At 53.5% G+C, this 25,969-nt stretch carries 25 protein-coding genes; 18 read left to right on the top strand and 7 right to left on the bottom strand.

What is annotated here, in order from left to right:
- The first annotated feature begins 61 nt into the window (after positions 1-61).
- From HDT28_08325 to HDT28_08310, 4 genes are all read left to right on the top strand, one after another.
- A complete protein-coding gene (locus HDT28_08325) occupies positions 62-1,153 on the top strand; it encodes a glycosyltransferase (GenBank protein MBD5132572.1) in 1,092 nt (363 codons plus the stop codon).
- Positions 1,154-1,170: 17 nt separating this feature from the next.
- Positions 1,171-2,262: a collagen-like protein gene (locus HDT28_08320; GenBank protein ID MBD5132571.1), complete on the top strand. Its 1,092-nt coding sequence runs from the start codon at positions 1,171-1,173 to the stop codon at positions 2,260-2,262.
- A gap of 235 nt (positions 2,263-2,497) precedes the next feature.
- Positions 2,498-3,172, top strand: coding sequence for a hypothetical protein (locus tag HDT28_08315; GenBank protein ID MBD5132570.1), 675 nt, complete (start codon positions 2,498-2,500; stop codon positions 3,170-3,172).
- Between the two features lie 50 nt (positions 3,173-3,222).
- Positions 3,223-3,975 (top strand): hypothetical protein, encoded by a 753-nt coding sequence (locus tag HDT28_08310; GenBank protein ID MBD5132569.1) that lies wholly within the window; start codon positions 3,223-3,225, stop codon positions 3,973-3,975.
- 195 nt (positions 3,976-4,170) lie between these two features.
- Here the strand turns inward: HDT28_08310 and HDT28_08305 are convergent, their stop codons facing one another.
- Positions 4,171-5,001, bottom strand: a complete 831-nt coding sequence (locus tag HDT28_08305) for an ECF transporter S component (protein ID MBD5132568.1) — start codon at positions 4,999-5,001, stop codon at positions 4,171-4,173.
- Positions 5,002-5,459: 458 nt separating this feature from the next.
- Positions 5,460-6,998, bottom strand: a complete 1,539-nt coding sequence (locus HDT28_08300; GenBank protein ID MBD5132567.1) for a zinc ribbon domain-containing protein — start codon at positions 6,996-6,998, stop codon at positions 5,460-5,462.
- Between the two features lie 109 nt (positions 6,999-7,107).
- Between HDT28_08300 and HDT28_08295 the strand changes: the two genes are divergently transcribed.
- Both HDT28_08295 and HDT28_08290 read left to right on the top strand, forming a co-directional pair.
- On the top strand, positions 7,108-8,106 hold the full coding sequence (locus tag HDT28_08295) for a DegT/DnrJ/EryC1/StrS aminotransferase family protein (protein ID MBD5132566.1): 999 nt from the start codon (positions 7,108-7,110) through the stop codon (positions 8,104-8,106).
- 54 nt (positions 8,107-8,160) lie between these two features.
- Complete coding sequence (locus tag HDT28_08290) at positions 8,161-8,865, top strand: anaerobic ribonucleoside-triphosphate reductase activating protein (GenBank protein ID MBD5132565.1); 705 nt, start codon at positions 8,161-8,163, stop codon at positions 8,863-8,865.
- A gap of 213 nt (positions 8,866-9,078) precedes the next feature.
- Here HDT28_08290 and HDT28_08285 read toward each other — a convergent pair whose 3' ends face one another.
- Entirely contained in the window at positions 9,079-10,989 is a 1,911-nt protein-coding gene (locus HDT28_08285) for a hypothetical protein (GenBank protein MBD5132564.1), read from the bottom strand.
- Positions 10,990-11,281: 292 nt separating this feature from the next.
- On the opposite strand from HDT28_08285, the gene HDT28_08280 reads away from it, so the two are divergent.
- The 5 genes from HDT28_08280 to tuf all read left to right on the top strand — a co-directional run bounded on the left by HDT28_08280 (position 11,282) and on the right by tuf (position 16,787).
- On the top strand, positions 11,282-11,596 hold the full coding sequence (locus HDT28_08280) for a hypothetical protein (GenBank protein MBD5132563.1): 315 nt from the start codon (positions 11,282-11,284) through the stop codon (positions 11,594-11,596).
- Positions 11,597-11,852: 256 nt separating this feature from the next.
- Positions 11,853-12,224, top strand: coding sequence for a 30S ribosomal protein S12 (locus tag HDT28_08275; GenBank protein MBD5132562.1), 372 nt, complete (start codon positions 11,853-11,855; stop codon positions 12,222-12,224).
- 276 nt (positions 12,225-12,500) lie between these two features.
- A complete protein-coding gene (gene rpsG, locus HDT28_08270; GenBank protein MBD5132561.1) occupies positions 12,501-12,971 on the top strand; it encodes a 30S ribosomal protein S7 in 471 nt (156 codons plus the stop codon).
- Between the two features lie 171 nt (positions 12,972-13,142).
- Entirely contained in the window at positions 13,143-15,242 is a 2,100-nt protein-coding gene (fusA, locus tag HDT28_08265) for an elongation factor G (GenBank protein ID MBD5132560.1), read from the top strand.
- 342 nt (positions 15,243-15,584) lie between these two features.
- A complete protein-coding gene (gene tuf / locus HDT28_08260; protein MBD5132559.1) occupies positions 15,585-16,787 on the top strand; it encodes an elongation factor Tu in 1,203 nt (400 codons plus the stop codon).
- A 336-nt stretch (positions 16,788-17,123) separates the two neighbouring features.
- Here tuf and HDT28_08255 read toward each other — a convergent pair whose 3' ends face one another.
- From HDT28_08255 to HDT28_08245, 3 genes are read right to left on the bottom strand one after another with little or no spacing between them, the layout of a single operon-like run.
- Entirely contained in the window at positions 17,124-18,032 is a 909-nt protein-coding gene (locus HDT28_08255; protein ID MBD5132558.1) for a transglutaminase domain-containing protein, read from the bottom strand.
- Between the two features lie 42 nt (positions 18,033-18,074).
- On the bottom strand, positions 18,075-18,569 hold the full coding sequence (locus HDT28_08250) for a hypothetical protein (GenBank protein ID MBD5132557.1): 495 nt from the start codon (positions 18,567-18,569) through the stop codon (positions 18,075-18,077).
- A gap of 51 nt (positions 18,570-18,620) precedes the next feature.
- On the bottom strand, positions 18,621-18,821 hold the full coding sequence (locus HDT28_08245; protein ID MBD5132556.1) for a helix-turn-helix transcriptional regulator: 201 nt from the start codon (positions 18,819-18,821) through the stop codon (positions 18,621-18,623).
- A 112-nt stretch (positions 18,822-18,933) separates the two neighbouring features.
- Between HDT28_08245 and HDT28_08240 the strand changes: the two genes are divergently transcribed.
- Positions 18,934-19,308 carry a hypothetical protein gene (locus tag HDT28_08240; GenBank protein ID MBD5132555.1) on the top strand — a complete coding sequence of 125 codons (375 nt, stop codon included), beginning with the start codon at positions 18,934-18,936 and terminating at the stop codon, positions 19,306-19,308.
- Between the two features lie 178 nt (positions 19,309-19,486).
- Here HDT28_08240 and HDT28_08235 read toward each other — a convergent pair whose 3' ends face one another.
- The gene (locus tag HDT28_08235) at positions 19,487-19,762 is read right to left on the bottom strand and encodes a hypothetical protein (GenBank protein ID MBD5132554.1); all 276 of its coding nucleotides are present in this window, start codon (positions 19,760-19,762) and stop codon (positions 19,487-19,489) included.
- A gap of 91 nt (positions 19,763-19,853) precedes the next feature.
- On the opposite strand from HDT28_08235, the gene HDT28_08230 reads away from it, so the two are divergent.
- From HDT28_08230 to HDT28_08205, 6 genes are all read left to right on the top strand, one after another.
- On the top strand, positions 19,854-20,060 hold the full coding sequence (locus HDT28_08230; GenBank protein MBD5132553.1) for a helix-turn-helix transcriptional regulator: 207 nt from the start codon (positions 19,854-19,856) through the stop codon (positions 20,058-20,060).
- A gap of 161 nt (positions 20,061-20,221) precedes the next feature.
- Positions 20,222-21,286, top strand: a complete 1,065-nt coding sequence (locus HDT28_08225; protein MBD5132552.1) for a 6-phosphofructokinase — start codon at positions 20,222-20,224, stop codon at positions 21,284-21,286.
- A 27-nt stretch (positions 21,287-21,313) separates the two neighbouring features.
- Complete coding sequence (locus tag HDT28_08220; protein ID MBD5132551.1) at positions 21,314-22,300, top strand: hypothetical protein; 987 nt, start codon at positions 21,314-21,316, stop codon at positions 22,298-22,300.
- 17 nt (positions 22,301-22,317) lie between these two features.
- Positions 22,318-24,366, top strand: coding sequence for a polyphosphate kinase 1 (ppk1, locus tag HDT28_08215; GenBank protein ID MBD5132550.1), 2,049 nt, complete (start codon positions 22,318-22,320; stop codon positions 24,364-24,366).
- Between the two features lie 17 nt (positions 24,367-24,383).
- The gene (locus HDT28_08210) at positions 24,384-25,256 is read left to right on the top strand and encodes an FAD-dependent oxidoreductase (GenBank protein MBD5132549.1); all 873 of its coding nucleotides are present in this window, start codon (positions 24,384-24,386) and stop codon (positions 25,254-25,256) included.
- Positions 25,253-25,921, top strand: a complete 669-nt coding sequence (locus tag HDT28_08205; GenBank protein MBD5132548.1) for an HAD family phosphatase — start codon at positions 25,253-25,255, stop codon at positions 25,919-25,921. The genes HDT28_08210 and HDT28_08205 overlap by 4 nt, the downstream gene beginning before the upstream one ends.
- The last annotated feature ends 48 nt before the right edge of the window (positions 25,922-25,969 follow it).

Genomic DNA, 25,969 nt, shown 5'->3' with positions numbered 1-25,969 from the left:
TTGACAAAGTAAAAACATATCATGAAATAGACCGTAGACGGAAAGGAGAATTGGTTGATCAATGACGCTCGGGCTATGCATGATTGTTAAAAACGAAAGCGAGGTGCTCCGCCGCGCGCTTGACGGCGTAAAGAACCTATGCGACGAGATAGTTATCGTCGACACGGGCTCGACCGACGACACCAAGCAGATCGCCCGCGAGTATACCGACAAGGTGTTCGACTTTCCATGGTGCGACGACTTTTCGGCGGCGCGCAACTTCGCGCTCGGCAAGATCACGACAGACTATTGGCTGTGGCTGGACGCCGACGATATTCTTTCGCCACGAACGGCGAGCGCGATTTCTAAGTTCATGCGCGCGGGCGCGAACGGCGCGGACGTCATCATGCTGCCGTACGTTCTCTCGACCGACGGGCGCGGCAAGCCGACTTTTTCGTACTACCGCGAACGGATAATGAAAACGGACGGCGGGTTTCGCTGGGAAGGCAGAGTGCACGAAGCGGTCGCGCCGCACGGCAGGATAGAAAAACTGCCGTACCCCGTTCTTCACGCCAAGCCGAGCGGGCGGTCGAACGGCTCGCGCAACCTCGATATCTACCGTCGCGCCGCCGCGCGCGGTGATGTGTTTTCGCCGCGCGAAACGTACTACTACGCCCGCGAGCTGTACTTCAACGGCGACGAGGGCGGAGCGCGAAAGGAGTTCGAGCGGTTCTTGACCATGCCGGGCGGGTTCTACGTCAACAAGATCGACGCGTGCGTCATGCTGTCGCGCATATACCGTCAGGCGGGCGACAGCGAGAGCGCGCTCGGGTTCGCCGCATACAGCTTTATCTACGGTCCGCCGAGCGGCGAAGCGTGTTGCGAGCTCGGCGAGCTGTATTTCGACAAGGGCGATTACGCCACCGCGGCGCAGTGGTACGGGCTTGCCGTGCGGTTAAAGCCCGACGGGAAAGACGGCGCGTTCGTCGACGGCGAGCGGTACGGGTTCATTCCGCTGTTACAGCTCACGGTGTGTTACGACCGCATGGGCGAGCACAAGAAAGCGTTTCGCTACCACCTGCGCGCCGAACGCCGCAACCCCAACCACCCGAGCGTGGCGCATAACCGCGAGTATTTCGCGCGGTTAGGTATGTACAAGCAAAGAAACACTTAAACCAAAGGAGGTAAATCATGTTCTTCAATTTCTTCAACCGTCCTAACGATTGCGATTGCTGCGACGATTGCGAGATCGAGCACGGCTGCGAATGCAATCAGCCCGAACGCCCGCAATGCCCGTACCCGCCGCAGCGTCCGTGCTGCGTAGGTCCTACGGGTCCTACGGGCGCGCCCGGTCCTATCGGTCCGCGCGGCTATCCCGGCATTAACGGCGTAACCGGCGCGACGGGTGCAACAGGACCGCAAGGCGTACAGGGCGTTCAGGGCGTGCCCGGAATGATCGGTCCCACCGGTCCCACGGGTCCGCAGGGCGTTCAGGGTCTTCAAGGCGTACAGGGCGCGGTCGGTCCTACGGGTGCGACCGGCGCAACGGGTGCCGACGGCGCTGACGGCGTTACGGGTGCCACCGGCGCGACAGGTCCGCAGGGTATCCAGGGCGTAACAGGTCCTATCGGTGCTACGGGCGCGACAGGCGCGACAGGCGCGACGGGCGTCACGGGTCCCACAGGTCCTACCGGCGTACAAGGTATTCAGGGTATTCAAGGTATCCAGGGCGCGACGGGTCCCACGGGTCCGCAGGGTGTGCAAGGCGTTCAGGGCGTTACCGGTCCTACCGGTGTAACCGGCGTCACCGGCGCGACGGGCGCAACGGGTGCTCAGGGTGCAACAGGTCCGCAGGGCGTTCAGGGTATACAGGGCGTTACGGGCGCGACGGGTGCAACCGGCGTTACGGGTGTGACCGGACCGACGGGACCGCAAGGCATACAGGGTATCCAAGGTGTAACGGGTCCTACCGGCGTAACGGGTGTTACCGGTGCAACGGGCGCGACGGGACCGCAAGGTATTCAGGGTATCCAGGGTGTGACCGGTCCTACCGGTGCAACAGGCGCTCAGGGTATTCAAGGTATACAGGGCGTAACGGGTGCAACAGGCGCAACCGGTGCGACAGGTGCGACGGGCGCTACGGGCGCGACAGGACCTGCGGGAACGATCACTCCCGCGGCGGCGGTTGCGGACGTAGGCGCAACGCCCACTGCCGACGACGTAGGCACTACTCTCAACGAATTGCTCGCGTCGCTCCGTGCGGCGGGTATACTCGCAACCTAAAAACAATAAAAAATTAGGTACTATACCCCAGAGCAAGCTCCGGACTCGCGTGCTACGCACGCTTTCCGCAGCAAGCTGCGGGGTATTGCACCTAATTTGTCGTCGTCGCATTTTTGCCCTTGCAAGCAAGCAAAAATGCTCCTCGAATACGCAAGGCAAAAAAGCTCTCGGCACATCGTCGGGGGCTTTTTCGTTTGCGCTTGACAAAGTTCGACGTGCGCACTATACTATTCGTATGGATAAAAACGTATTCGAGCTTAAAAAACCTATTTTCGATAAGCTTATAGAGTTCGGCTTTTCGCTTAGCGGCGAAACGTATTCGTACATAACGCGGATATACAAAGGACAGTTCGAGCTGCGCGTAGAAGTGAGCGGGTCGAGCGGCGAGGTCAAGACCGAACTTATCGACCGCGCCACCGACGAGCCGTACACGCTTCATCTGGTTGCCGACGCGAGCGGCGCGTTCGTCGGTAGTGTCCGTGCCGATTACGAGCGCGTGCTGACCGAGATAAGCGAAAAGTGTTTCGAGCGCGACGTGTTCAAGAGCGCGGGCGCGCGTAAGGTTATAGAATACGTGCGCGGTAAGTACGGCGACGAATTGGAGTATCTGTGGGAGAAGTTCCCGACTAACGCCGTTTTCAGGAGAAAGGATAACGATAAATGGTACGGCGCGATCCTTGTCATATCTAAGCGCAAGCTAGGGCTTAAAAGCGACGAGGTCGTGGACGTAATCGATTTGCGTATCGATCCCGAAGTTCTTCCGTCCGTGGTCGACGGCAAAAGGTATTTCGCGGGCTACCACATGAACAAGAAGAATTGGTTTACGATTTGTCTCGACGGTTCGGTCGATATTGCCGAAGTGTGCGAGTGGCTGGATAAAAGCTACGCCCTCGCCTCGAAAAAGAAGTAAATAATTTTCGGTTATAAAATAACTTTAAATTTAGCGCGCATACTATCGCTATGGATAGTAAAGCGATCATTAAAAAACGTGCGGCGATAGTCGCGCTTGTGCTTGCGTTCGTGGCGACGGCGATCGCCGTGACCGCGATTTTTCTGCCGCGGCGAACGGTCGAGGCGGTGGCGAACGATAACGCGCTCGATAGTGACGCTATGCGCGTTTTGTCAGTTTGCAGGGAGTATGCTTTGAGCCATGATTTCGATACCGAAATGACGGGCGCGATAAAGGCGAAGGCGTTCTCTATACCGTTTTCGCAGTCCGTTAGCGGCGGGCGAAAGGTAAGGGGCGGCGGCGTTGTCGATACCGCCGAGAGCATTTCCACGCTTGTAAAGGCGGCGATAAAAAAGGAATGCTCCGCCAATAAGTACAGTGTGTCGCGCGGCGAGTATAAGAATGGCGCGTTCGTCTATTCGGGCGCTGTCGAGTACGACCGTGACGGGTATATAGCGGCTTACGGACTGCCGCCGACGGGGCTTGTCAAGTACGAGCTCGATAACGCGATTATCGGCGCGGTCAAGGTCGACGACCGCACGTATAAGTTTACGCTCGACCCGGGTGGCGGTTCGGTCTATTGCAAGAACGAGGTCAATACCGTGCTCGGCGCGAAAAAAACGGAGTACACCGCAATAGAGTTCACTTTGATAACGGACGGCAGTCGCGCGCTCGAAATAACCTCTACCGAGAAATTCGACGTAGAAAAATTCGGCGGAACGAACGTTACCGCCGAATATACCGAAAAGTTTATATATAATTAGGAATTGTGAATAAGGAATGATGAATTAGCGGATAGTTGTGACGTTTGTCATTCCGAGGGTGGCGAGGAAACTCTTGAAGCGGTTTTGTTGCTATGCAAGCTTTTTATGAAAATTTAACATTGAGTTTAGACAAAGAGAGTTAAAGATAACAGCTGTTTTCGAAATGTAAATAAACATAGTACGGGTTTTAAAGGGTTAGAACACGAAATATCTAAGTAACGCGAACAGCACCAGGAGAGCGAAAAGCGCCGAAGCAACGCAGATTATGATTATATCGGCTTTACCGAGTTTTCTGCGCGCGGGAGCGTCGGTTTCGCCGTCGTTATCGCTTACGTGCGGCGTGGGGTAGAGCTTGCGGTTGACCCGCGAGATAAGTCGCGAAATGCGTTTGTAAACGAGCAGGGTTATAAGGCTTGCGATAAGACAGCGCAAAAGATTGAAGGGTAGTACCGATACCCACAGATAGAAGACGTAGAACGTTTCCTGCGTGCACGACGGGAATAGCGGGGTCATCATGCCGATAAGCGGCTGCCAGTTCCCGCCGAAAAACACTTGAAGATAGAACGGTACGAGCACCAGCCAGTTGAACAGTATCGCAACGACCACTTCCAACAGCGTGCCTATCGCCATGCCGACGAGCGCGCCCTTGAACGAGCGGTGCTTGCTGTAAATAAGCCCCGCCGTCACGGCGAATACGCACGAGGTCACGAGGTCGCTCAGCTCGCCGACGAACATGGTAGACGTGCCCTTTATAACAAGCTTTATCAGTATTTCGATAACTACTATTATCGCGGCGGGCGCGGGACCGAGCGCGAACGCGCCTATAAGGATAGGCACGTCGGACAGCTTGAATTCGAGAAAGCTCGGGAACGCGAACGGAATGGAAAAGTTAAGTATATACAGCACGCCCGCGAGCGTTGCGAACATCGCTATGAACGCGATCATAGTCGAGCTGAAATAGCTTTCCTTTTTCTTGGTTGCGGCGGGCGTTGCTTCCGTCGCCACGGGTGTTGTGTTTTCTTCCATGGTAGAACTCCTTCAATTTTGTTTTAAAGTCGTTCTAAGTAAAAACCCCGAAGAAATATCCTCGGGGTGAAAAAACGAAGCCGTCTTTCTTTTAACATCCGGACTATACCGTCGGTAATGATAATTTTGATAAGCTCGTGCGCGGTATTGCTACCGATTTTGTCGCTAAGTGCGTTAGCGAATTATCGACGTAGCGCTGCTACGACTTCAATTCGCTGCCTTCTTAGCGGCTAAATCGCCGACGCAATCCCTGCGCGTCGCTTGTCAAAATCATCTCGGGAATTTCACCCGCTCGGGGTTAAGCAATCGCTCAACCTTCGTGGACTATAACCACCGGTGGGGAATTTCACCCCGCCCCAAAGAATGACTTTAATTGAATATAGTATATAGCGTTAAAATTTCATTGTCAAGTAAAATACGGTAATTGGCAAGCGATCTCGGAGATTCCTTGCTTGCGCTCAGAATGACATTGTTCTGATTGCCAGGTCGAAGATGGGCGCCCAAAACCAGCGGTCCTTGCCGAGACAGTTCCACGACCCCACGCCTTGCTTGCCGTCTATCGAGAAGATGAACATTACGTTATACACGCTCTGGTCGAGCGCGGCGGTCAACAGCTCGAACTTAAAGATATTGCGCGGAGTGGTCAGCTTTTGCGCTTCGCCGAACTTGGCGTTGGGGAACACGCTTTTCATCATGCCGAGCATTTTGCTCCCCGCGTCGAACACGTCGGTCTCGCTAAGCGCGCCCGTAAAATTAAGATTGAAATTGACCGTGCCGTCGGGCGTTGTATATATGTGCTTGGGCGCGTTGGCGTTGTACTTTATTCGCCGCATCGCCTCGGGCATGACGATAAAGCTTTCGGGCATGACCGCCGCAATCTTGTCGTCCGCCACGCTCGCGCGCACGAACTTGATATCGGGAAGAGTCGCGCCTATCGGCATATCCGCCTTGATATCCTCGTAGTTAATACCGAACACCCCTGCCGCGAGCGAACTGCCGTTGACCGCAAACGTAGTGCCGCAGTACGGACAGACCGCCGTCTTTCCGCCCGCGTCGATATTTACGGGCGAGCCGCACTGCGTGCACAGCAAGGCTTCCATGTCCTTGCTCTTGTGAATGACTATGCCGTCGTCCGTCTTTTCGTGCTTGCGCCCGCACGCCGTGCAAACGCCGTTATCGTCGAGCGTGCCGCCGCAGTGCGCGCAAACCGTTCGACCGAGCCGACCGTCGTCCGCCACGCGGATATCGACCTCGGCATTAGACAAAATATTAACGTGGTCGGGCGTGCCGTTCGTGCGCTGCGCTCCCGCGCCTCCGCCGAACCGATAGCAGGTGCGCCCGTCTATCTTGATCTCGCCGTACGGCACGCCGCATTTTTCGGCGATCTGCGAGATCTCCTCGGTGAGCTCGTCTTGTAACCGCGACAATGCTTTTCGCTCGTCCTTGCCGCGCAGGTACGCCACGTACACGTTATCGAACTCGGTCGCCCTGCCGCTCGGCTCGGTGATCGACAGCGCGACGATAAGCGCGCTTTTGTAATCGGGATACCCGCTGTCCTTCGTCATGCGTTCGGCGCGCACGTCCAGCCGCGAGGTTTTTCCGCGTATTGTTTCCGCTGCCCAAAAATCGATAGCCGTTCGCATAAGCCTCAGGTCGATCTTGTCGATAATATCCGCCGAAGCCTTGTACGACTTGGTCAAGCGTTTATGCGCCGCGCCGTCGTTGTCCTGCTCGATGATCGCGTACGAGAACAGCTCTTTTTCCTCGTCGGCGAATATCGAGCGTTTTTCGTACACCATTGCGCCCACGCACGCCGCGTTGCGATTGAGGTTTTTGAGCGGACCGTCAAGCCGCGCAACGTCGGCTTCGGTAAGCTCGCTCGCCTCGATCTTTCGCATTATGTAGAACACGCAAGCGTCGTCGTCGCCGTTCACGGCGAGATCGTCAAGCCGATCGATTGTGGCGTTCATGTAAAATTCTTCATCGTATTCGGGCATGGTCGCACCTCGGTTTTTTCTTTCCTCTATTATATATTACCGCGCGCAGGATGTCAACGGTCGGCGCAAAACGCATTGCCGCACCGATTTCGTCACATACTATGCGTATATGATATTTATCGACAAACACGGTGAAGCCGCGGGCGCGGTACTCGGCGCGCTCGACGGTTGGGATACGGTCATGCGGCTCGAACGCTACGCGGCGCGGCTGACGGGCAGGAACGCGGTCGCGCTGTCGACTGCCGACGCGGCGATCGATACCGCGCTCTTTCTGTGCGGCGCGGGGCGGGGCGATTACGTGTTCGTGCCGACCTTCACGTTCTATTCGTACATAGCGTCGGTTGCGCACGCGGGCGCGATCCCCGTATTCCTCGACTGCGACCCGACGACCCGATGCGTTTCGCCCGACGCGCTCGACGCGGCGTTCGTGTGGGCGGAGCTGCAAAACAAGCCGCCGAAAGCGGTTATTGTCGACAACGCGTTCGGCGCGGTCGCCGAGCTCGACATTCTCAAACCCATTTGCACGGCGCGTAACGTTCCGCTTATCGAGCTCGCGCTCGACGGGCGAGGCGGCGAGTACAACGGTAAACCCCTGGGCGCAAGCGGCGATTACGGAATAATCGGGCACGACAAACGCTTGCGCGGCGGCGGCAGTGTGCTGTTGCTCAACGCCGAGGATAGGCTTGCCGCGCTCGGGTTTTCGCGGTACGCGTACAGCGAGGGTGAGAATCACGACTATCGCATGAACGAGTTCCTATCCGCGCTGTGGCTCAACCAGGCAGAGGTATCCGACAAGCTAAGCGTCCGCGCGCACAAGAACCTACACGCGCTGTGCAAGGCACTCGACTGCGTTGCGCCGCCCACAAAAGGCGATTCCGCCGTGTATGCGTTCGTCAGGGCGGCGGGCATGATGAGCGAGCTGCGCAACGCCGGCTACGACGTTAAAAAGCCCCCGCCCGTGCATACGCTCGATAGGTATAAGGACTGTCACTACTTCGAGCACGAGCGCGGGTATTCGGTGAGCGACAGCCTTAGCGACTACTGCTTTATCGGCACGGATATGTCGGCGGGCAAGCGCAATAAGCTTATAAGAATGCTGAAAAGTTGACAAGCCTTGCGTAATTATGTATAATCTAATTATTAATTACGCGCAGGTATTATTTTGGATAAGTACGTTAAGATAAGCGGTCTGCAAAAACTGACCTTGCTCGATTTCCCCGAGCACACGGCTTGCACGCTGTTCGTTCCGGGCTGTAATTTCAGATGCCCGTACTGCCATAACAGCGAGCTGCTCGCCGCCGACGTAGAGTTCTACGACGAGCGCGAGGTTTTCGACTTTTTGAAAAAGCGTTCGGGCGTTCTGGAAGGCGTGTGCGTGACGGGCGGCGAACCGACGATCTATACCGATCTCGATAGACTGCTTCGCGAGATCAAGTCGCTTGGTTATCTCGTAAAGCTGGACACGAACGGGTTTTTGCCCGACAGGCTGAAAGCCTTGCTCGACGCCGAGCTTATAGACTACGTGGCAATGGATATTAAGAACTCGCCCGAGCGTTACGCCGAGGCGGTCGGGCTGTACGCCGACAGGTTTGACGTTGCGCCCGTGCAAAGATCGATAGAGCTTATTATGAACAGCGGGGTGGACTACGAGTTCAGAACGACGATCGCCGCCGAGCTGTTCGACGAAAAAAGCATAGAGGACGCGGCGCGCATGATTAAAGGCGCTAAACGGTATTTCCTGCAAGCGTTCGTAATGCGTGACACTGTTCCGTCCAAAACGCTAACGCCCCCGCCGCCGTCCGTTCTTTCGCGGTATTTGGAGATAGCAAAAAGATACGTTCCCAACGCGAAGATAAGAGGGGAGTAAGATAGAGTTAATAGTGAATAGATAATAATGAATAATTATCGACCGCTACGCGGTGATTAGAGAGTGTATGTTGAATGAACGATAGCCTTCCACAATTGGGGAAGGCGTAAATAAAGTTAAACACAAAAAGAGTGGTTCGGTCAAACCACTCTTTATTTTTTAACTTAAAGTTTTCTTTGCTTCTTTCTTGTTCACAAGAAAGAAGAGAAAAAACTATCTATGCGGGCGGGGTCTGCCCATCGGTCTGCGCCGTGCGGACGGCGAACCGGGTCTGCGCGGTGCGGGTCGACGCCGTGCGGCAGGGCGTGCGGGCGCGGCTTTTTTCTTAGCGGGCGCGGCTTTGCGCGTCGGTTCGATAGTCGGGCGTGCCGCCGCGGCATTGGACGCGGGCGTCATCACGTACACCTGCTTGTCTTTAATGGAATAGAACACGCCGTTGGCGAGCGGAATAAACTCACTGCCCGCGGGAATGCCGCCGTTGCCGACGGGCGCGATATCACGCGAATCGGACATCTGCACCATCTCGGGCCGAATATCCTTAACGCTGTTCTCCGCTTCCTTTTGCCTGCGGTCGAGCTCTTTCTCGCGATCGCGCAGATCCTTTTCGATTATCTCGCGCCGCATCCGTTCAAGCTCGCCTTCGAGCTTCTTGTACTGCTCGCGGTCGTCGTCGCCTCTCGGCTGTTGCTGTTGCATGAACTGCTGTTGTTGCATGAATTGTTGCTGTGCAGCCGTTGCGTTCGGGTTCTGCGCGATCGTGAACGTAAGCTTGTTCACAAGCTCGCGCATACCGTCAAGCTCGTTTTTGAGCCTGTCGACTTCCTTGATCGCGTACGGATCGGTGATAGGTACAGCGGTCGCGGCAGGCTGCTGCGCCTGCAACGCCGCATTGAACTGCGCCTGCTGCGCTTGCTGCTGGGCTTGGAACTGCGCCTGTTGCGCCTGCTGCATCATCAATTGCGCCTGGCGTATCATTTCGAGCGCGGCTTGCGCGCCGTTGTTCTCGGTAGGTGCGGTCTGTATGCCAGCTGCTTGCGGCTGCCGCGCCTGTTGCATCATCAATTGCGCTTGCCGCATCATCTCGCGCGCTGTTTCGAGCGTTGCGTTTTCCGCCGTGGACGGCTGTTGCGGTTGTTGTATCGGCGGTTGTTGCTGTTGCTGTAACGTTTGCTGTTGGGCTTGCTGTTGGGCTTGGAACTGCGCCTGTTGTTGCGCGGCTTCCGCCTGCTCCTGCGCAAACTTCGCTTGCTGCGCTTTCCACTCGGCTTGCTCTTGTGCGAGCTTCGCTTGTTCCTGCGCCAAGCGTACCTGCTCCATCATCGCCCGCGCTTCTTCCATCATGCGCCGTGCTTCCGCGGCTTCCGCGCTCGGCTGCGCCTGTGCGGGCTCGGCTGCGGGTTCGGTTGCTTGGGGCTGTTCGGGCTCGACCGCTTGGGTCGGGGTCGGTTGCTCGGCGGGCTTTTCCTCGTCGGGCGGAAGATTCATCATTTCGTCAAGCTTCGCGTCGAGATCCTGTTCGGTTTCGGTTTCGAGCGGCTTGTCGTTTAGGAGCGCTTCGAGCTCTGCGTCGAGCTGCGCCGCAGTGGGCACGTCGGACTGCTCCGTCTGCTCCGTAGGCTGCTCGGCAGGCGGCGGAGTAGTGATAACGGGCTCCGCGGGCTCGCCCATAATGATAGGCTCTTCTGCGGGCGGCGGCGCGATTATGATCGGGTCGTCCGCCGATTGCTCCGCGACCGGCTCCGTGGGCGTTAAAATAATGGGCTCGCTCGTTTCGGTAACGGGCGGCTCGGCGTTATCGTTAAGCAACTGTTCAAGCTGAGCGTCGAGATCGGGCGTAGGCTCGGTCGGTTGCGGCTCGGTTTCGACCACGGGCGGGGGCGGCGCAAAAACGGTGTCGTCGCCCGAAAGTATGATCGGTTCGACGGGGTCCTGCGCATTGATCACGCCGTCGCCTTCCAGCATCGCGTTGAGCTGAGCGTCGAGATCGGCTTGTTCGGGTTCTGCCGAGGGCATGGAAATAGGACGGGTGCTCCCGTCGGGCATGACGTACTCCGCCTCCAATTCGATAGGCGGGCTCGTTCCTTCTATAACCTGATTGCCGAGATCGGCGTTGTTGTCTTTCATAATCGATACGTTTTCCCGTGTAGTTTAATACAACCTATAATATACTATATTTTGCGCTTTTTGTCAATAGATAATCAGTAAAATTATCCTTTGGAAACTCTCGATTAAATTCGTGCGGCATTCTTGCTATCGATTTCCGCGCTACGTGCAGCTATATGTCGGGCACGTAGCGCCGCTACGAGCCCACCATATATCTTTCGTATCACGAAAATCGCTAACGCAATCTTGCTCGCGTCACTTAATCGAGAGTTTCGGCTTGCAAAAACGGCAAGTATGTGGTACAATTATAGCTATGGCTACTTCCGTTGATTTTATCGAGTTCGTGTGCGAACGCATAGACAGTAAATACGCCGTGCGGTATAAGAAAATGTTCGGCGAGTATATGGTTTACGTGAACGATAAACCGATACTTTTGGTTTGCGATAATACCGTCTACGTAAAAATGCTCGACCCGCTGAAAGAAATAATGTCGGGCGCGGAAACGGGCTTGCCGTACGAGGGCACGAAAGAGCACTATATCCTCGATATTGAAAACGCCGAGCTCACGTCGAAAGTAATAGACATCCTCGAGCCGATCACGCCGCTGCCAAAGCCGCGGAAGAAGTAAAGAATAGCTATCCAATAAAAAAGTTGGCGCAAAGCAATTTATAACGAACCGCAACTATTCGGGCGTAACAAAAAATAACCGTAAAAGTAAATACACGACACTAAAAATACTTGACAAAGGTTATATTATATTGATATAATAACAAGTACGCGTATAGGTACGCTTATTTTTTGCGTGCAACGCGTGGACTAAATTGCTCTTTATTCATTTTACTATGAGTGAGAGCGGCAATACTACTATAAGGAGGTAGAGTAATATGCCTACGATCAACCAGCTTGTTAGGAAAGGTCGTCAAAAGGTCGAGTACAAGTCGATGAGCCCTATTCTCGACAACAACCCGCAGAAACGCGGCGTGTGCTTGTCCGTCACCACGACTACGCCTAAAAAGCCCAACTCCGCTTTGCGCAAGATCGCTCGTGTGCGTCTTGTCAACAAGATGGAAGGTACGGTTTATATCCCCGGTATCGGTCACAACCTGCAAGAACACTCGGTTGTGCTCGTCCGCGGTGGGCGTGTGAAGGACTTGCCGGGTGTGCGTTATCACATCATACGCGGTGCATTGGACACTGCGGGTGTGGCAAAGCGCAAGCAAGCTCGCTCAAAGTACGGCGCGAAGAAAGCGAAGTAACGGTCAACTCGTAACACTCGCGCTTTGCCTTGCTATAATTTTCGGCGTCGGCGGCGTTAACGCTTCTCGACGTAGCGCTGCTACGACTTCGTCGCGTTGCCTTGCCGTCACTCGAAAATTACTACGCAATGCTTTGCGCTCCGTTTACTCGTCGACCTAAACTGTTCAATATGCAGTTTGGAATTTCGTTTGGCGCAAAAACGCTTTTCCTATATAATATAAAGAAAAGCGCAACGGGCTTGTTTGCCCACCTAAAAATCGAATAAGGAGATAATCATGCCTAGAAGAAGCGGGGTCCCCAAACGGGACGTTTTACCCGATCCTATCTATAACAGCAAGGTCGTGACCAAGCTTGTCAACCAAATCATGCTTGACGGCAAGAAAGGCACGGCCCAGGCTATCGTTTATGACGCTTTTTCTATTATAAAGGAAAAGATGTCGCTCGAACCCGTTGACGTGTTCAATCAGGCTATGGCTAACGTCAAGCCGCAACTCGAAGTCAAGGCGCGCCGTGTAGGCGGCTCGACTTATCAGGTTCCGCTTGAAATCCGTGCCGATCGTCAACAAACCCTCGCTATCCGCTGGATCGTCATGTTCGCACGCAAACGCGGCGAGAAAACCATGGATGAGCGTCTTGCGGGCGAGCTCATCGACGCTTACAACAATACCGGCGCGGCAGTCAAGCGCAAGGAAGAAATGCACAGAGTTGCTGAGGCGAACAAGGCGTTCGCGCACTTCCGCTGGTAGTTTTAAGCCGTATTCATCGCGCAATAGTGCGTCAGCCGTCGCGCCGCCCTCGGTCATGTACTTCGGTGTACACTCCCGTCGGTCGGCGCTCGGACTTCCTTCTCTTGCGCGCGACTACGACTTAAAACATTCCAATTTATCTAAGTTAGATATAAGTTAGAGGAAATCATTATGGCAAGACAATTTTCATTGCAAAACACGCGCAATATCGGTATCATGGCGCACATCGACGCGGGCAAGACCACGACGAGCGAGCGTATTTTGTTCTACACCGGCAAGGTGCACAAGATAGGCGAGGTTCACGACGGCGGCGCGACCATGGACTGGATGGTTCAGGAGCAGGAACGCGGTATAACCATTACTTCCGCGGCTACGACCACGCAGTGGCAGACCGCTCCCGATCAACCGATGGTGCGTATCAATCTTATCGACACACCCGGGCACGTTGACTTCACGGTCGAGGTTGAGCGTTCGCTTAAAGTTCTCGACGGTGCGGTTGCGGTATTCTGCGCCAAGGGCGGCGTCGAGCCTCAGTCCGAGACCGTTTGGCGTCAGGCGGACAAGTACGGCGTACCGCGCATTGCGTACGTCAACAAGATGGACATCAACGGCGCGAACTTCTTCAACGTGCTCAACATGATGAAGACGCGCTTGGGCGCGCACCCCGTTGCGCTCCAAATCCCCATCGGCAAGGAAGACACCTTTAAGGGCATGGTCGACCTTGTTACCATGAAGGCGGAAATCTACGAGGACGACCTCGGCAAGACCATTAACGAGACCGAGATCCCTGCGGAATACAAGGCGCAAGCCGACGAGTACCGCCAGATCCTTCTCGAAGCGGTCGCCGAAACGGACGACGCGCTCATGGAGAAGTTCTTCGCGGGCGAGGAACTCACCGTCGACGAGATCCGCACCGCCGTGCGTAAAGCTACTATCGACATGACCATGAACCCCGTGTTCTGCGGTTCGTCGTATAAGAACAAGGGCGTACAAAAGCTTCTCGACGCCGTCGTTTACTACCTGCCCAGCCCTATCGATATCGCGCATATCAAAGGCACGGACAAGGACGGCAAAGAGGCGGAGCGTAAAACGGACGATAACGAGCCGTTTGCCGGTCTTGCATTCAAGATCGCTGCCGACCCGTACGTGGGTAAGCTCGCGTTCTTCCGTTGTTACAGCGGCGTTTGCCCTGCGGGTTCGTACGTTCTCAACTCGACCAAGGACAAGAAAGAGCGTATCGGGCGTTTGCTCCTTATGCACGCCAACTCGCGTACCGATATCGACGAGGTTCGCGCGGGCGATATCTGCGCCATAGTCGGTCTTAAAGATACGACAACGGGCGACACGCTCTGCGACGCTTCGCACCCGATCATTCTCGAAAGCATGGAGTTCCCCGAGCCCGTTATCCGCGTCGCTATCGAACCCAAGACCAAAGCCGGTCAGGAAAAGATGACGATGGCGCTTATCAAGCTCGCCGAGGAAGACCCCACGTTCAAGACCTACACCGACCAGGAAACCGGTCAGACCATTATCGCGGGTATGGGCGAGCTTCACCTCGACATTATCGTCGACCGCTTGCTCCGCGAGTTCAAGGTCGAAGCCAACGTCGGTAAGCCGCAGGTCGCGTACCGCGAGACCATTCGCAAGAAAGTCGAAGCCGAAGGCAAGTATATCCGTCAGTCGGGTGGTAAAGGTCAGTACGGTCACTGTAAGGTCATTATGGAACCGCTCGAACAGGGTCAAGGCTACGTGTTCGAGGATAAAACGGTCGGCGGTTCCGTACCGAAGGAATATATCCCCGCTGTCGACAACGGCATTCAGGAAGCGCGCATGAGCGGTATCCTTGCCGGCTACGAATGCGTCGACTTCAAAGTCACGCTGTACGACGGAAGCTACCACGAAGTCGACTCGTCCGAAATGGCGTTCAAGATCGCAGGCTCTATGGCGTTCAAGGACGGTATGAAGAAAGGCGACGCGTACCTGCTCGAACCTATCATGAAGGTCGACGTTACGCTCCCCGACGAGTACCTCGGCGACGTTATGGGTAACGTTTCGTCCCGTCGCGGCACGATATTCGGTACCGACCTTGTAAACGGCAGCCAGATCATCCACGCCGAGATCCCGCTCAGCGAAATGTTCGGTTACGCAACCGACCTTCGCTCGCGCACTCAGGGTCGCGGCAACTACACTATGCAGTTCGACCACTACGCCGAAGTACCGCGCAATATTGCGGAGAAGGTTATTGGCGAGCGCGCCAAAGCCCAAGCATAAATTTTCCGTATTCATCGCGCAATAGTGCGTCAGCCGTCGCGCCGCCCTCGGTCATGTACTTTGGTGTACACTCCCGTCGGTCGGCGCTCGGACTTCCTTCTCTTGCGCGCGACTACGAAAAATTTAATACGCTAGGTTCAACAGTCCATTAAGCCTTCCCCTCAGGGGGAAGGTGGACCGCGTAAGCGGTGGATGAGGTGAATAATCTTATCCTAATATAAAACCCGCGTTCTTTAATCTCAATTTTATAAAAAATCTTTATCCAAAACGGTTGAGATTTTCCGAAGAATGTGGTAAAATAAAACAAATTAAAAAGAAATTTTTTTGGAGGACCATTATAATATGGCAAAGGCAAAATTCGATAGAAGCAAGCCGCACGTAAACATCGGTACCATTGGCCACGTCGACCATGGTAAAACCACTTTGACTGCGGCTATCACAATGGTGCTTGCGGCTAAGGGTTTGGCTGAGCAGATGCGCTACGACCAGATCGATAAAGCGCCCGAAGAAAAGGCGCGTGGTATCACCATTAACACCTCGCACGTCGAGTACCAGACGGCTAACCGTCACTACGCGCACGTTGACTGCCCTGGGCACGCGGACTATGTTAAAAACATGATTACCGGTGCGGCGCAGATGGACGGCGCTATCCTCGTCGTTGCGGCTACCGACGGCGTTATGCCTCAGACCCGTGAGCACATCGTTCTTGCGCGTCAGGTCGGCGTTCCGAAGATCGTTGTTTTCATGAACAAGACCGATCAGGTCGACGATCCCGAAATGCTCGAACTTGTCGAGATGGAAGTTCGCGAACTTCTTTCCAACTACGGCTTTGACGGCGACGGCGCGCCCGTTATCCCCGGCTCGGCGCTTAAAGCACTCGAAGCTGCGCAGGGCGGCAAGGCTGACGATCCCGCTTGCGAATGCATCATGAAGCTTATGGAAGCTGTCGACGCGTATATCCCCACGCCCGAGCGTGATGTCGATAAGCCCTTCCTTATGCCCGTCGAGGACATCTTCACGATCACCGGCCGCGGCACTGTTGCTACCGGTCGTGTAGAGCGCGGCGTTATCAAAATGGGCGATCCCGTCGAAATCGTCGGTATCAAAGCGACCCGTTCTTCGACCGTTACCGGTATCGAGATGTTCCGCAAGATGCTTGACACCGCGCAGAGCGGCGACAACGCAGGTATTCTTCTTCGTGGCGTAGACCGCAAAGATATCGAGCGCGGACAAGTTATCGCTAAGCCCGGTTCGATCACCCCTCATACCGAGTTCAAGGCTGAGGTGTACGTTCTTAAAAAGGAAGAGGGCGGCCGTCACACCCCGTTCTTCAACGGCTACCGTCCGCAGTTCTACTTCCGCACGACCGACGTTACCGGCTTGGTCGAGCTCCCGAAGGGCGTAGAGATGGTTACCCCCGGCGACAACGTAACGATGACCGTTACGCTTATCCATCCCATCGCTGCCGAGAAAGGCTTGCGCTTCGCTATCCGCGAAGGCGGCCGTACGGTCGGCTCGGGTGTTATCACCGAGATCATTAAATAAGGAAACCGTTTCCTGTTAAATAACGAAAAGCAAAAAGAACGATCTTTCACCGAAAGGTCGTTTTTTTGCTTCCTACTTCTTTGAAAAGAAGTAGGCAAGAAACTTTTACTGTCGTGTGTTTGCTTGGGTGTTTTTTTGCATTGCACCCGAGTATGCTCGTTGCGGTAACAATTGCTATACGCCGTTCTATTCAACCTCCCCCTATGGGGGGAGGAGGACCACGCAGTGGTGGTAGGGGCATAATGAAGCGGCTCGATTATGTTAGCCAAACAAAAACACGGATAACAGTCGTTTAGAACGTTGACTATTATCCGTGTTTTAATCAATTATACCGTATTATCGAATGGGCGAGCAGTCGATAGCGTTTTTCGAGATAAGCAATGTGGATTCGGTAGGAATATTTTTAGGAAGTAGCAAGTATATCTTTTCACTTTCTCCCACTGTATAATCGGTGCAGTACTGCATATATACCATGTTTTTAACGATATACAAAAAATCGCCGATATGTTTTTCTTTCAGTGCTTGCAAATCTTTTGTTTTGTCGCCGACTTCAACGGGCGTGCAAAACTCTTGCCGAGCGACTTTATCGCGTATTTCAAGAACGGATAAGGGCGTGCAGTTTTCGTCAACCCAATATTCGTTATTCGTAATATCGAGCATGACCCATTTATTAAGCGTTTTATCCCAAACTTCGTTCACTACGTGGCAGTCGTTGTCATAAGCCGAATAGGGCATTATCCAAACCTTACGCGAATAAATGCCGAGCGCTAAGCACATTTCGTTGAGTATTTGCGCTTTCGCCCTGCAATTTATGCCTTGCTTTTTGTTGTCCAAACTGTATTCCAATAAATCCAACGCGTTAAGGGGTACGTGATTATCGTAATAGCTTTCGTGCGTTAGGCGCGGGGCGTACTCATTCATAAGCCTTAGTGCCATGTCTAACTCCGTCCCGTCTTTTGCCGTATTTTCTATCTTGTATTTGCTTTTGAGTTGTTCATAGCTTCCGTGAGAGAAGTCGTAGTGAAGTTCGTAGTCCGTTCCGTCGTGAAACTCCAAATTGTTAAGGAGAATACCCGACTCCATAATATAAATCTCATCGGTGGTTTGAAGATAAGTCTCGCCCTCGATATAGCAAATTGCGTAATAAATATTATAACCGATACTTACCAATAACCCGACTGCCAACAAAACGACGCAGCAGCACAAAATAAGCACTCTTTTAGCAATGACTTTGGAGTTTTCCATAATAATTCCTTTTGATAATATTAATATGTATCGATAATAGCCTTATCTCAGTCTGTAACACTCGACTATCTCGCCCGCGAATAGGGAATGCGCTCTGCCCGTGCCGAACAGGTTTTCGGTCATGGGTGTTATGTTTTCTGGCGGGATAAGGGCGATAACGTTGCACTCGATTATCAGCCCGCATTCGCCGAGTACGTACGCGTCGATCGTGCGGGCGCGTTTGGGGTGAAGCCCGAGCGTTTCGAACTTGTTCACCTTAAAGCCCGAGATTACGTCGCATTGCGCTATCTCGTTTCGCATATCGCGCGCAGGAACGTTGAGAGCAAAGCTTTTGGTCTGCGTTACTATCTCGTATGAGTATTTGTTGCTCTTTATCGGCAGGACGAAAATCTCGCGCCCCCACATTCTGCCGAGCAGTCCGTTGTGCGTTACCATGATATTAGGCGTTGCTCTGCCGCAGGTCACGAATACGCCCGTTGCGGTAATACTGTTATTGACCGCCGCGCGGTCCTTGTCAGATAAAAATATATCGCTCATATATTAAGTATATCATTTGATTTTTCGATTTTCAATACGTTTTAAAAATTTTCAGGTAAGAATATTATCGAACGTTTCGTCAAAAATTTCGCAAAGCTTAGCGAGCAAAGTGAAGTTCGGTTCGCATTTGCCCGTTTCCCAAACGCTGATTGTACGTTTATTCACGCCAAGCATTGCGCCGAGTTCTTCCTGTGTAAGCCCCTTGCTTTTTCGTAACAGTCGTAGATTATTCCCGAAATTTATGGTTTTCATATTAATTAGAATTTACCAAAAAATTTGGTAAAATGCTTGACAAACCAAAATTTTTGGTTTAGTATAATAATAACAATTAGTCCAAAAAAATTGGACAAAAAGGAGAAACAAAATGAAGAAGAAGTTTTTGGTAGTAATGACTGCGGTCATTATGCTGCTCACCTGCGCGTTCGGGCTTATTGCTTGCGGCGGCGACAAGGTTGAAGGTACGTACTATGTGTACATGGCGGGCGAGAAGCAAGAGGGCATGAGCATGGAACTCGACGGCGGCAAAATTACCATGAATCAGTCCATGGAGGGTCAGTCCATTGCGGTTTCCGGTACGTACACTGTTGACGGCGACACCGTTAAGGTTACGGCAACCCTTATGGGTGTAAGTAGCACTCAGGAATTGACAATCGTTTCCGACGGCGTGCTCAAAGACAGCAACGGTTTGTACTACTGCCAAGACGGCAAGACCCCGCCTACGGAAGAAGCCGCGGACTAATAGTTTGTTAACGACAAAAAAGGAACGCAATACGGTGCGTTCCTTTTTTAATGCAGAATGTAGAATAATGAATAAGTGTGATATTTTAGTGGATTGCCCACATCCGCCCTTTGGACACCTTTTACAAATTTTCAGGTAAGAATATTATCGAACGTTTCGTCATGTCGTTTAATTGAACCTAATATAAAAAGCATTGTGCGGCAATCATCATTCCCAGCTTAAACCCCTCTTTGAAGTATTCTTGGGAAGCTTCGCTCTCCAAGCTTCCTTGAAGCATGGTAATATCCCACATTAGCTTATATTTTTCTTCTTCCGTCATGCCCTCGCAAAGTTTTTCAAGCTTTTGCTCAAACTCACTACTGCATTTTTTATACGTTTTGTTTTCGCCTAATTTAATTTTGTCGGCGTAACAACTTCCGCTGAAAACCAAGTCCCAAATTATTGATTTATCCATAAATACACCTCTAAAAATATTTTACCGCACAAATATGTGCAAGTCAAGTATTTTGCACAAATATGTGCGAAAATATATAGGAGGTGAATTTATGATTAACTATGGCGAGGCTTTGAGGGCGCAACGAGAAACGGCTGGACTGTCAACAGTAGAACTTGCAAAACAAATAGGTACTTCGCACCAAAATATTAGTCGATGGGAAAGCGGCAAGGTTTTACCTAATATTGATTTTTGCGTAAAACTTGCGGATTTCTATGGGATTACGGTTGACGAATTAATAGGAAGGAAAATAAGGTAATTTTTCCTTGAAATTATTTCTGGTTAAAAGCTATCAATATTCCTTATGAGAAGTGCGACTTGGCAACGATCGTTCTTTTTCTTTGCCTGAAATAATAATTGACTATCTTCGTTAAATAGGGTATACTATTAAAAGATATTTTTACAGTGAGGTCAAGGGGTATGAGGATAGGAATACTCACGTCGGGCGGGGACTGCCCGGGGCTTAACGCCGTTATTCGCGGGTTCGGCAAGTACGCGTTCGAGAACATAAAGAACGTGGAGCTTATCGGCATTGCCGACGGTTACGGCGGACTTATTCGCGGCGAGTGCCGCGAGATGAAGCCGAGCGATTTCACGGGCATACTCACGCTCGGCGGAACGATACTCGGCACGAGCCGTCAGCCGTTCAAGCTGATGACGGTAGAGGACGAGAACAGCGTGACGCGGCTCGATCTCATGAAAAAGAACTATAAAAAGATGGGGCTTGACTGCCTGCTAACGCTCGGCGGCGCGGGCACGCACAAGACGGCGGCGCTTCTTTCCGCCGAGGGCTGTAACGTTATCGGCTTGCCCAAGACCATCGATAACGATATTTGGGGCACGGACGTGACGTTCGGGTTCCATACCGCGGTCGACATTGCGACCGAGTGTATCGACCGCATTCACACGACGGCGGCGAGCCACGGGCGCACCATGTTCGTTGAGATCATGGGCAACAAGGCGGGCTGGCTCACTTTGTATGCGGGCATTGCGGGCGGCGCGGACGTTATTCTTCTGCCCGAGATCCCGTTCAATCCCGACAAGGTCGCAAAGGCGGTCGCGCGGCGCGCGGACGCGGGCAAGGCGTTCAGTATCGTAGCTATCGCCGAGGGCGCCATGTCGGTCGCCGAGAGCAAGATGAAAAAGAAAGAGCGTGCGGCGGCGCGCGGAAGCGATACGACCGCTACCAACGCGCTCGCCAAGTACGTTGCCGAAAAGGCGAACGTCGAAACGCGCGTCGTAGTTCCGGGGCATATCCAGCGCGGCGGCAGTCCGTCGGCGTACGACCGCGTGCTGTCCACGGCGTTCGGGTCGTATGCGGGCGAGCTCGCCAAAGAGGGGAAGTTCGGCGTTACCGTTGCGCTCGTGCGCGGCAAGGTCACGTATAACGCGCTCGCCGATATCGCGGGCAAGGCGAAGCTTGTTCCGCCCGAATGCCAAGAAGTGGCTGTTGCAAAGAGCATCGGCATTTCGTTTGGCGATTAATCAATTAAATATTAGCGAGGTTAAATTATGAAGTTTGCCGTAATAGACCTTAGCTCGACGGGCGTATCGATAGTGGTTGCTGAGGGCGAGAAAGAATCGGGCATATTTTCGCCCTTGTATAAAGAGCGCACGAACATAGCGGTCGCCGACTACTTCGACGGCAAGTCGATTTCGCGCCGCGGCATAGACAAGCTTGTCGACGCGCTTATCACCGCGCGGTCGACCTGCAAGGCGATGGGCGTTGACGAGTGCTATTGCATATCGACGGCGGCGCTCCGCAATATAGACAACATAAAAGAGGTCGCCGAAAAGATCCGTATGCGCACGGGCATAGTTATCAACTATCTCGACGGACCTACCGAAGCGTACTGCGATTTTGTGTCAAACCGCAAGTATGCCGCATACGATGAAGTTATACTTATCGACATAGGCGGCGGAAGCGTCGAGCTGTGCGATTTTTCCAAAGAGAGCCGCGACGAAATGGTATGCCTTGACTTTGGTCCTATCAAGCTCAGGAACAAATACGTTACCGACGTTTACCCGACCGAGGAGCAAGCCAAGCATATCAAAAAGTACGTGCGCAAAAAGACGGACGAGGGCTTGGGCGGAAAGGTCAAGTTCAAGACCGCCGTGCTCGTCGGGTCTATCAATGACGCGATATACTCGGTTTACCGCGAGTTCTGCGAAAAGGAGAATCTCGGCACCGATTTCGACTACGGCAAGTTCAAGCAGTTCTGCCGTTGGCTTATGACTTCGTCCGACCGCACGCGGCTCATCATGAAGGTTGCGCCCGAAAAGATTCACGTATTGCCCGTAGCGACTATCGTGCTCAAAGAATTGCTTAGGCGGTTCAAGCCCGAGAACGTGGTCATCAGCGACAGCGGCGTTAAGGAAGGGTATATGACCCTCGTCGCGACCGGCGCGGAAACGGGCGTGCCTATCGATCTTAAATCGACGGTGCCGACCTACGCACCCGTTGAGCCCGAGAAGAAGACTAAAAAGAAGAAACAATAATTAATTAGGTATTAATAATGGCGGACAGTGAAATCAAGTTCATAAAAGGCGAATACATGAACCGCGAATATTCGTGGTTACTGTTCAATAAGCGCGTGCTCGATCAGGCGGTGGATAAGACCAATCCGCTCTTGGAGCGTTGCAAGTTTTTATCGATATTCCATTCCAACCTCGACGAGTTTTTCATGGTGCGTATCGGCAGTCTGCAAACGGACGCGGGACTGGACAACGGCAAGGAGAACAAGACGGGGCTCACTTCGCGCGAGCAGGTCGAGGGCATACTCAAACTTGTTAAATCCGCGTACCGTGACGCCGACCGCGTGTATCTTTCGCTCAAAAAAGAGCTCAATAAAGCGGGCTTGCGCATAAAGGCGGGCGCGGAGCTGTCGCAAAAGCAATACGCCAAATGCAAGGACTATTTCGATAAGCACGTAATGCCGTTGCTGTCGCCCATGGTGCTCGACGCCAAGCATCCCATGATACGGTTCGAGAACATGAACTGCTATATGCTGTACGAGCTGACCAAGTCCGAGCGGCTCATGTACGGCGTTATGGCGATAAGTCCCAAGCTTCCGCGCGTGTTCCAGATCGACGGCGGAAAAAAGGTCAATATCATCACCGTCGAGGAGCTCATAAGGACTTTCGGCGGCACGGCGTTCGACGGCTATAAGATACGCAGTCAGGCGATGGTGCGGCTGACCCGCAACGCCGATTTCGACGCCAACGTGGATGCCGACATAGAACGCGATTTCGATTTTTCCAAGTTCCTCAAACAAAAGGTGGAGCTGCGCGGCACGCAGGACGCAGTTCGGCTTCAAATCGACGAGTGCTCCGACGGTATCAAGGCGTTCGTGCTTAAAACGCTCGGGCTCAAAAAGCAGTATTGCTTTACGACGGCGCACGCATTCGATTACAAGTTCATGAGCTCGCTTTCGGGGTATCTGCCTAAGGATACCGCAGACGCGCTTAAATACGCCAAGCCCCGTCCGCTGCCCCCGCCCGTTCCCGAGGGTGCACCCGTCATGCAGACGGTCATGAACCGCGATATTTTCATGGCGTACCCGTTCGACAGCATGGACACGCTCGTAAGGCTTCTTTTCGAGTGCACGGAAAGTCCGTCGGTCGCGTCGATCAAAATAACGATTTATCGGCTCGATCACCGTTCGCGCATTGTCGAAGCGCTAAAAAAGGCGAGCGAGAACGGCAAGGAAGTGACAGTCGTCATCGAGCTTTGCGCGCGGTTCGACGAGGAGAACAATCTGTATTTCTCTGAGGTTCTGCGCGAAGCGGGCTGTACGATAATCTACGGCATGGGCAATTATAAGGTCCACTCGAAAATCATTTCCATCGTGCTCACCGACGGCGACGATATCAAGTATATCACGCACCTCGGCACGGGCAACTATAACGAGGTCACTTCCAAGCTCTATACCGACCTTAATATCATTACGAGCGACGAGGCTATCGGGCGCGACGCGGTTGCGTTTTTCAGGAACATTGCGATTTGCAATACCGACTACGCCTACGAGAAGCTGCTCATTGCGCCCAAGTCGCTCAAAAACGGCATTATCTCGTACATAGAACGCGAGACCGAAAAGGCGAAAAACGGCAAGCCTGCATATATTAACGCAAAAATGAACAGCCTTACCGATAAGGCGATAATCGACAAGCTGATTGCGGCGAGCAAGGCGGGCGTTAAGATCAAGCTCGTTGTGCGCGGCATTTGCTGTCTTATCCCCGGCATTAAGGGCAAGACCGAAAACATCTCGGTCATTAGCATAGTAGGGCGGTTCTTGGAGCATTCGCGCATTTACTGCTTCGGCGACGGCGACGACCGCAAGCTGTTCATAGCGAGCGCCGACCTCATGACGCGCAACACAGATAAGCGCGTGGAGATAGCCACGCCCGTGCAGGATGAAGCGATAGCCGATAAGATCTATGGTATGCTTCAAGTCATGCTCGCGGATAACGTCAAGGCGCGCGAGCTCAACAATCGCGGCGAATACAAGGTGCGCGAGATCATCGGCGAAGAAGTGAACAGTCAGGAAAAGTTTTTGAAAGGTTAGAGAATAATAAATAATATATGTACGACGTTATAATAATCGGCGGCGGACCCGCGGGCGCGTCGGCGGCGCTGTACGCCGTGCGCGGCGGGCTGAAAGTCGCCGTTATTCACAATAACGCTTCGGCGCTTCATAAAGCCGAGCGTATTCAGAACTACTACGGCACAGGCGAGGTTTCGGGCACGGCTTTGTATGCAAGCGGTATCGAACAGGCGCGCTCGCTCGGCGCGGAGATAATAGAGGATCAGTGCGTGTTTGTTGCGCTCGCCGATATCGGTTTTACCGTTACGACGGCGAAAAACGAATATATCTCGCGTGCGCTCGTTATAGCGACGGGTGCGGCGCGCAAGACCCCGAACATAAACGGGCTTAAAAGCTTCGAGGGCAGGGGCGTCAGCTATTGCGCCGTTTGCGACGCGTTCTTTTACAGAAAGAAAACCGTCGCGGTGCTCGGCGCGGGCGAGTATGCGGCGCACGAGCTTGCTACCTTAAAAGCGGTAGTCGGTAAGACGTATCTTCTCACCGACGGACAAACGCCTAGCTTCGAGCCGACTGCCGACGGGGTTTACACAGCTAAGATAGCTGAGGTCGAGGGCGACGAACGGCTTAGCAAAATAGTTTTCGAGGACGGAAGCGAGCTTCAAGTCGACGGGCTGTTTATCGCGCTCGGTACTTTGGGCGGCGGCGGTCTTGCCGCGTCGCTCGGCATACTGACCGACAAGGCGACGGGCGCGATCAAGACCGACGAGCACGGCGCAACGAATATCCCTAACCTTTACGCAGTGGGCGACTGTACGGTCGGCGTTAAGCAGGTGGCGCGCGCCGTTGCGGACGGCATGGCAACGGGTTATCAGCTTGTTAAAACGTTAAAAGGCGGAAGCACGGCACAATGACCGATAGATCGACTTTGAACGGAATAAAGGCGGCGGTGTTCGATTTGGACGGCACGCTGTTCGACTCGGTCGGGCTGTGGCACAGGATAGACGACGAGTTTTTGGGTAAGCGCGGGTTCGTCCCGACCGACGAGTACAAGCACGGAATTTCCGCGCTCGGCAATCGTGAGGTTGCGCTGTTCACAATTAAGTTCTTCGGGCTGAAAGACACGCCCGAACAGCTGATGGATGAGTGGGCAGGCATGGCGCGCAAAGCGTACGCGCACTCGATACCGCTTTTGCCGCACGCGAAAGAATATCTCGACGAGTGCAAATGCGCTGGGCTTAAACTCGCGGTGGTGACAAGCCTTGCCGACGAGCTTGCCGAAGCGGGGCTTAAAAACAACGGCATATACGATATGTTCGACGAGATAGTCACCGCCGATAACTGCGGACTGAGTAAGTCGGCGGCGGAAATATATTTACATACCGCGCGCAATATCGGCGTTCAGCCGGACGAATGCGTGGCGTTCGACGACGTACTGCCTGCGCTCGTTTCGGCAAAGGCGGCGGGCATGATAACCGTCGCTATCGAGGGCAAAATGCTAAGTAGGCAAAAGGCGGCGGGGTTTGTCGATTACGTGATTCCCGATTTTTCGCACGCGCCGAAGTTGATTAGAAATTAGAAATGCCCTCATCCACCGCAAGCGGTCCCCCTTCCCCATTTGGGGAAG

It is taken from the genome of Clostridiales bacterium, assembly GCA_014799665.1.
In the GTDB taxonomy this organism is placed as follows: domain Bacteria; phylum Bacillota; class Clostridia; order Christensenellales; family Pumilibacteraceae; genus Anaerocaecibacter.
Note: the sequence above shows the minus strand (reverse complement) of the source record. Positions and strands in the feature narration are given on the sequence as shown.

Bases quoted from the DNA above. Each gene is read 5' to 3' on its own strand.
- HDT28_08245 (MBD5132556.1), bottom strand. From the start codon at position 18,821: ATGAAAACCATAAATTTCGGGAATAATCTACGACTGTTACGAAAAAGC.
- HDT28_08285 (MBD5132564.1), bottom strand. From the start codon at position 10,989: ATGAAAGACAACAACGCCGATCTCGGCAATCAGGTTATAGAAGGAACG.
- HDT28_08225 (MBD5132552.1), top strand. From the start codon at position 20,222: ATGAGGATAGGAATACTCACGTCGGGCGGGGACTGCCCGGGGCTTAAC.
- HDT28_08275 (MBD5132562.1), top strand. From the start codon at position 11,853: ATGCCTACGATCAACCAGCTTGTTAGGAAAGGTCGTCAAAAGGTCGAG.
- HDT28_08250 (MBD5132557.1), bottom strand. From the start codon at position 18,569: ATGAGCGATATATTTTTATCTGACAAGGACCGCGCGGCGGTCAATAAC.
- HDT28_08320 (MBD5132571.1), top strand. From the start codon at position 1,171: ATGTTCTTCAATTTCTTCAACCGTCCTAACGATTGCGATTGCTGCGAC.
- HDT28_08235 (MBD5132554.1), bottom strand. From the start codon at position 19,762: ATGGATAAATCAATAATTTGGGACTTGGTTTTCAGCGGAAGTTGTTAC.
- HDT28_08305 (MBD5132568.1), bottom strand. From the start codon at position 5,001: ATGGAAGAAAACACAACACCCGTGGCGACGGAAGCAACGCCCGCCGCA.
- rpsG (MBD5132561.1), top strand. From the start codon at position 12,501: ATGCCTAGAAGAAGCGGGGTCCCCAAACGGGACGTTTTACCCGATCCT.
- HDT28_08255 (MBD5132558.1), bottom strand. From the start codon at position 18,032: ATGGAAAACTCCAAAGTCATTGCTAAAAGAGTGCTTATTTTGTGCTGC.
- HDT28_08220 (MBD5132551.1), top strand. From the start codon at position 21,314: ATGAAGTTTGCCGTAATAGACCTTAGCTCGACGGGCGTATCGATAGTG.
- HDT28_08300 (MBD5132567.1), bottom strand. From the start codon at position 6,998: ATGCCCGAATACGATGAAGAATTTTACATGAACGCCACAATCGATCGG.
- HDT28_08230 (MBD5132553.1), top strand. From the start codon at position 19,854: ATGATTAACTATGGCGAGGCTTTGAGGGCGCAACGAGAAACGGCTGGA.
- HDT28_08240 (MBD5132555.1), top strand. From the start codon at position 18,934: ATGAAGAAGAAGTTTTTGGTAGTAATGACTGCGGTCATTATGCTGCTC.
- HDT28_08205 (MBD5132548.1), top strand. From the start codon at position 25,253: ATGACCGATAGATCGACTTTGAACGGAATAAAGGCGGCGGTGTTCGAT.
- HDT28_08210 (MBD5132549.1), top strand. From the start codon at position 24,384: ATGTACGACGTTATAATAATCGGCGGCGGACCCGCGGGCGCGTCGGCG.
- HDT28_08315 (MBD5132570.1), top strand. From the start codon at position 2,498: ATGGATAAAAACGTATTCGAGCTTAAAAAACCTATTTTCGATAAGCTT.
- ppk1 (MBD5132550.1), top strand. From the start codon at position 22,318: ATGGCGGACAGTGAAATCAAGTTCATAAAAGGCGAATACATGAACCGC.
- tuf (MBD5132559.1), top strand. From the start codon at position 15,585: ATGGCAAAGGCAAAATTCGATAGAAGCAAGCCGCACGTAAACATCGGT.
- fusA (MBD5132560.1), top strand. From the start codon at position 13,143: ATGGCAAGACAATTTTCATTGCAAAACACGCGCAATATCGGTATCATG.
- HDT28_08280 (MBD5132563.1), top strand. From the start codon at position 11,282: ATGGCTACTTCCGTTGATTTTATCGAGTTCGTGTGCGAACGCATAGAC.
- HDT28_08295 (MBD5132566.1), top strand. From the start codon at position 7,108: ATGATATTTATCGACAAACACGGTGAAGCCGCGGGCGCGGTACTCGGC.
- HDT28_08310 (MBD5132569.1), top strand. From the start codon at position 3,223: ATGGATAGTAAAGCGATCATTAAAAAACGTGCGGCGATAGTCGCGCTT.
- HDT28_08325 (MBD5132572.1), top strand. From the start codon at position 62: ATGACGCTCGGGCTATGCATGATTGTTAAAAACGAAAGCGAGGTGCTC.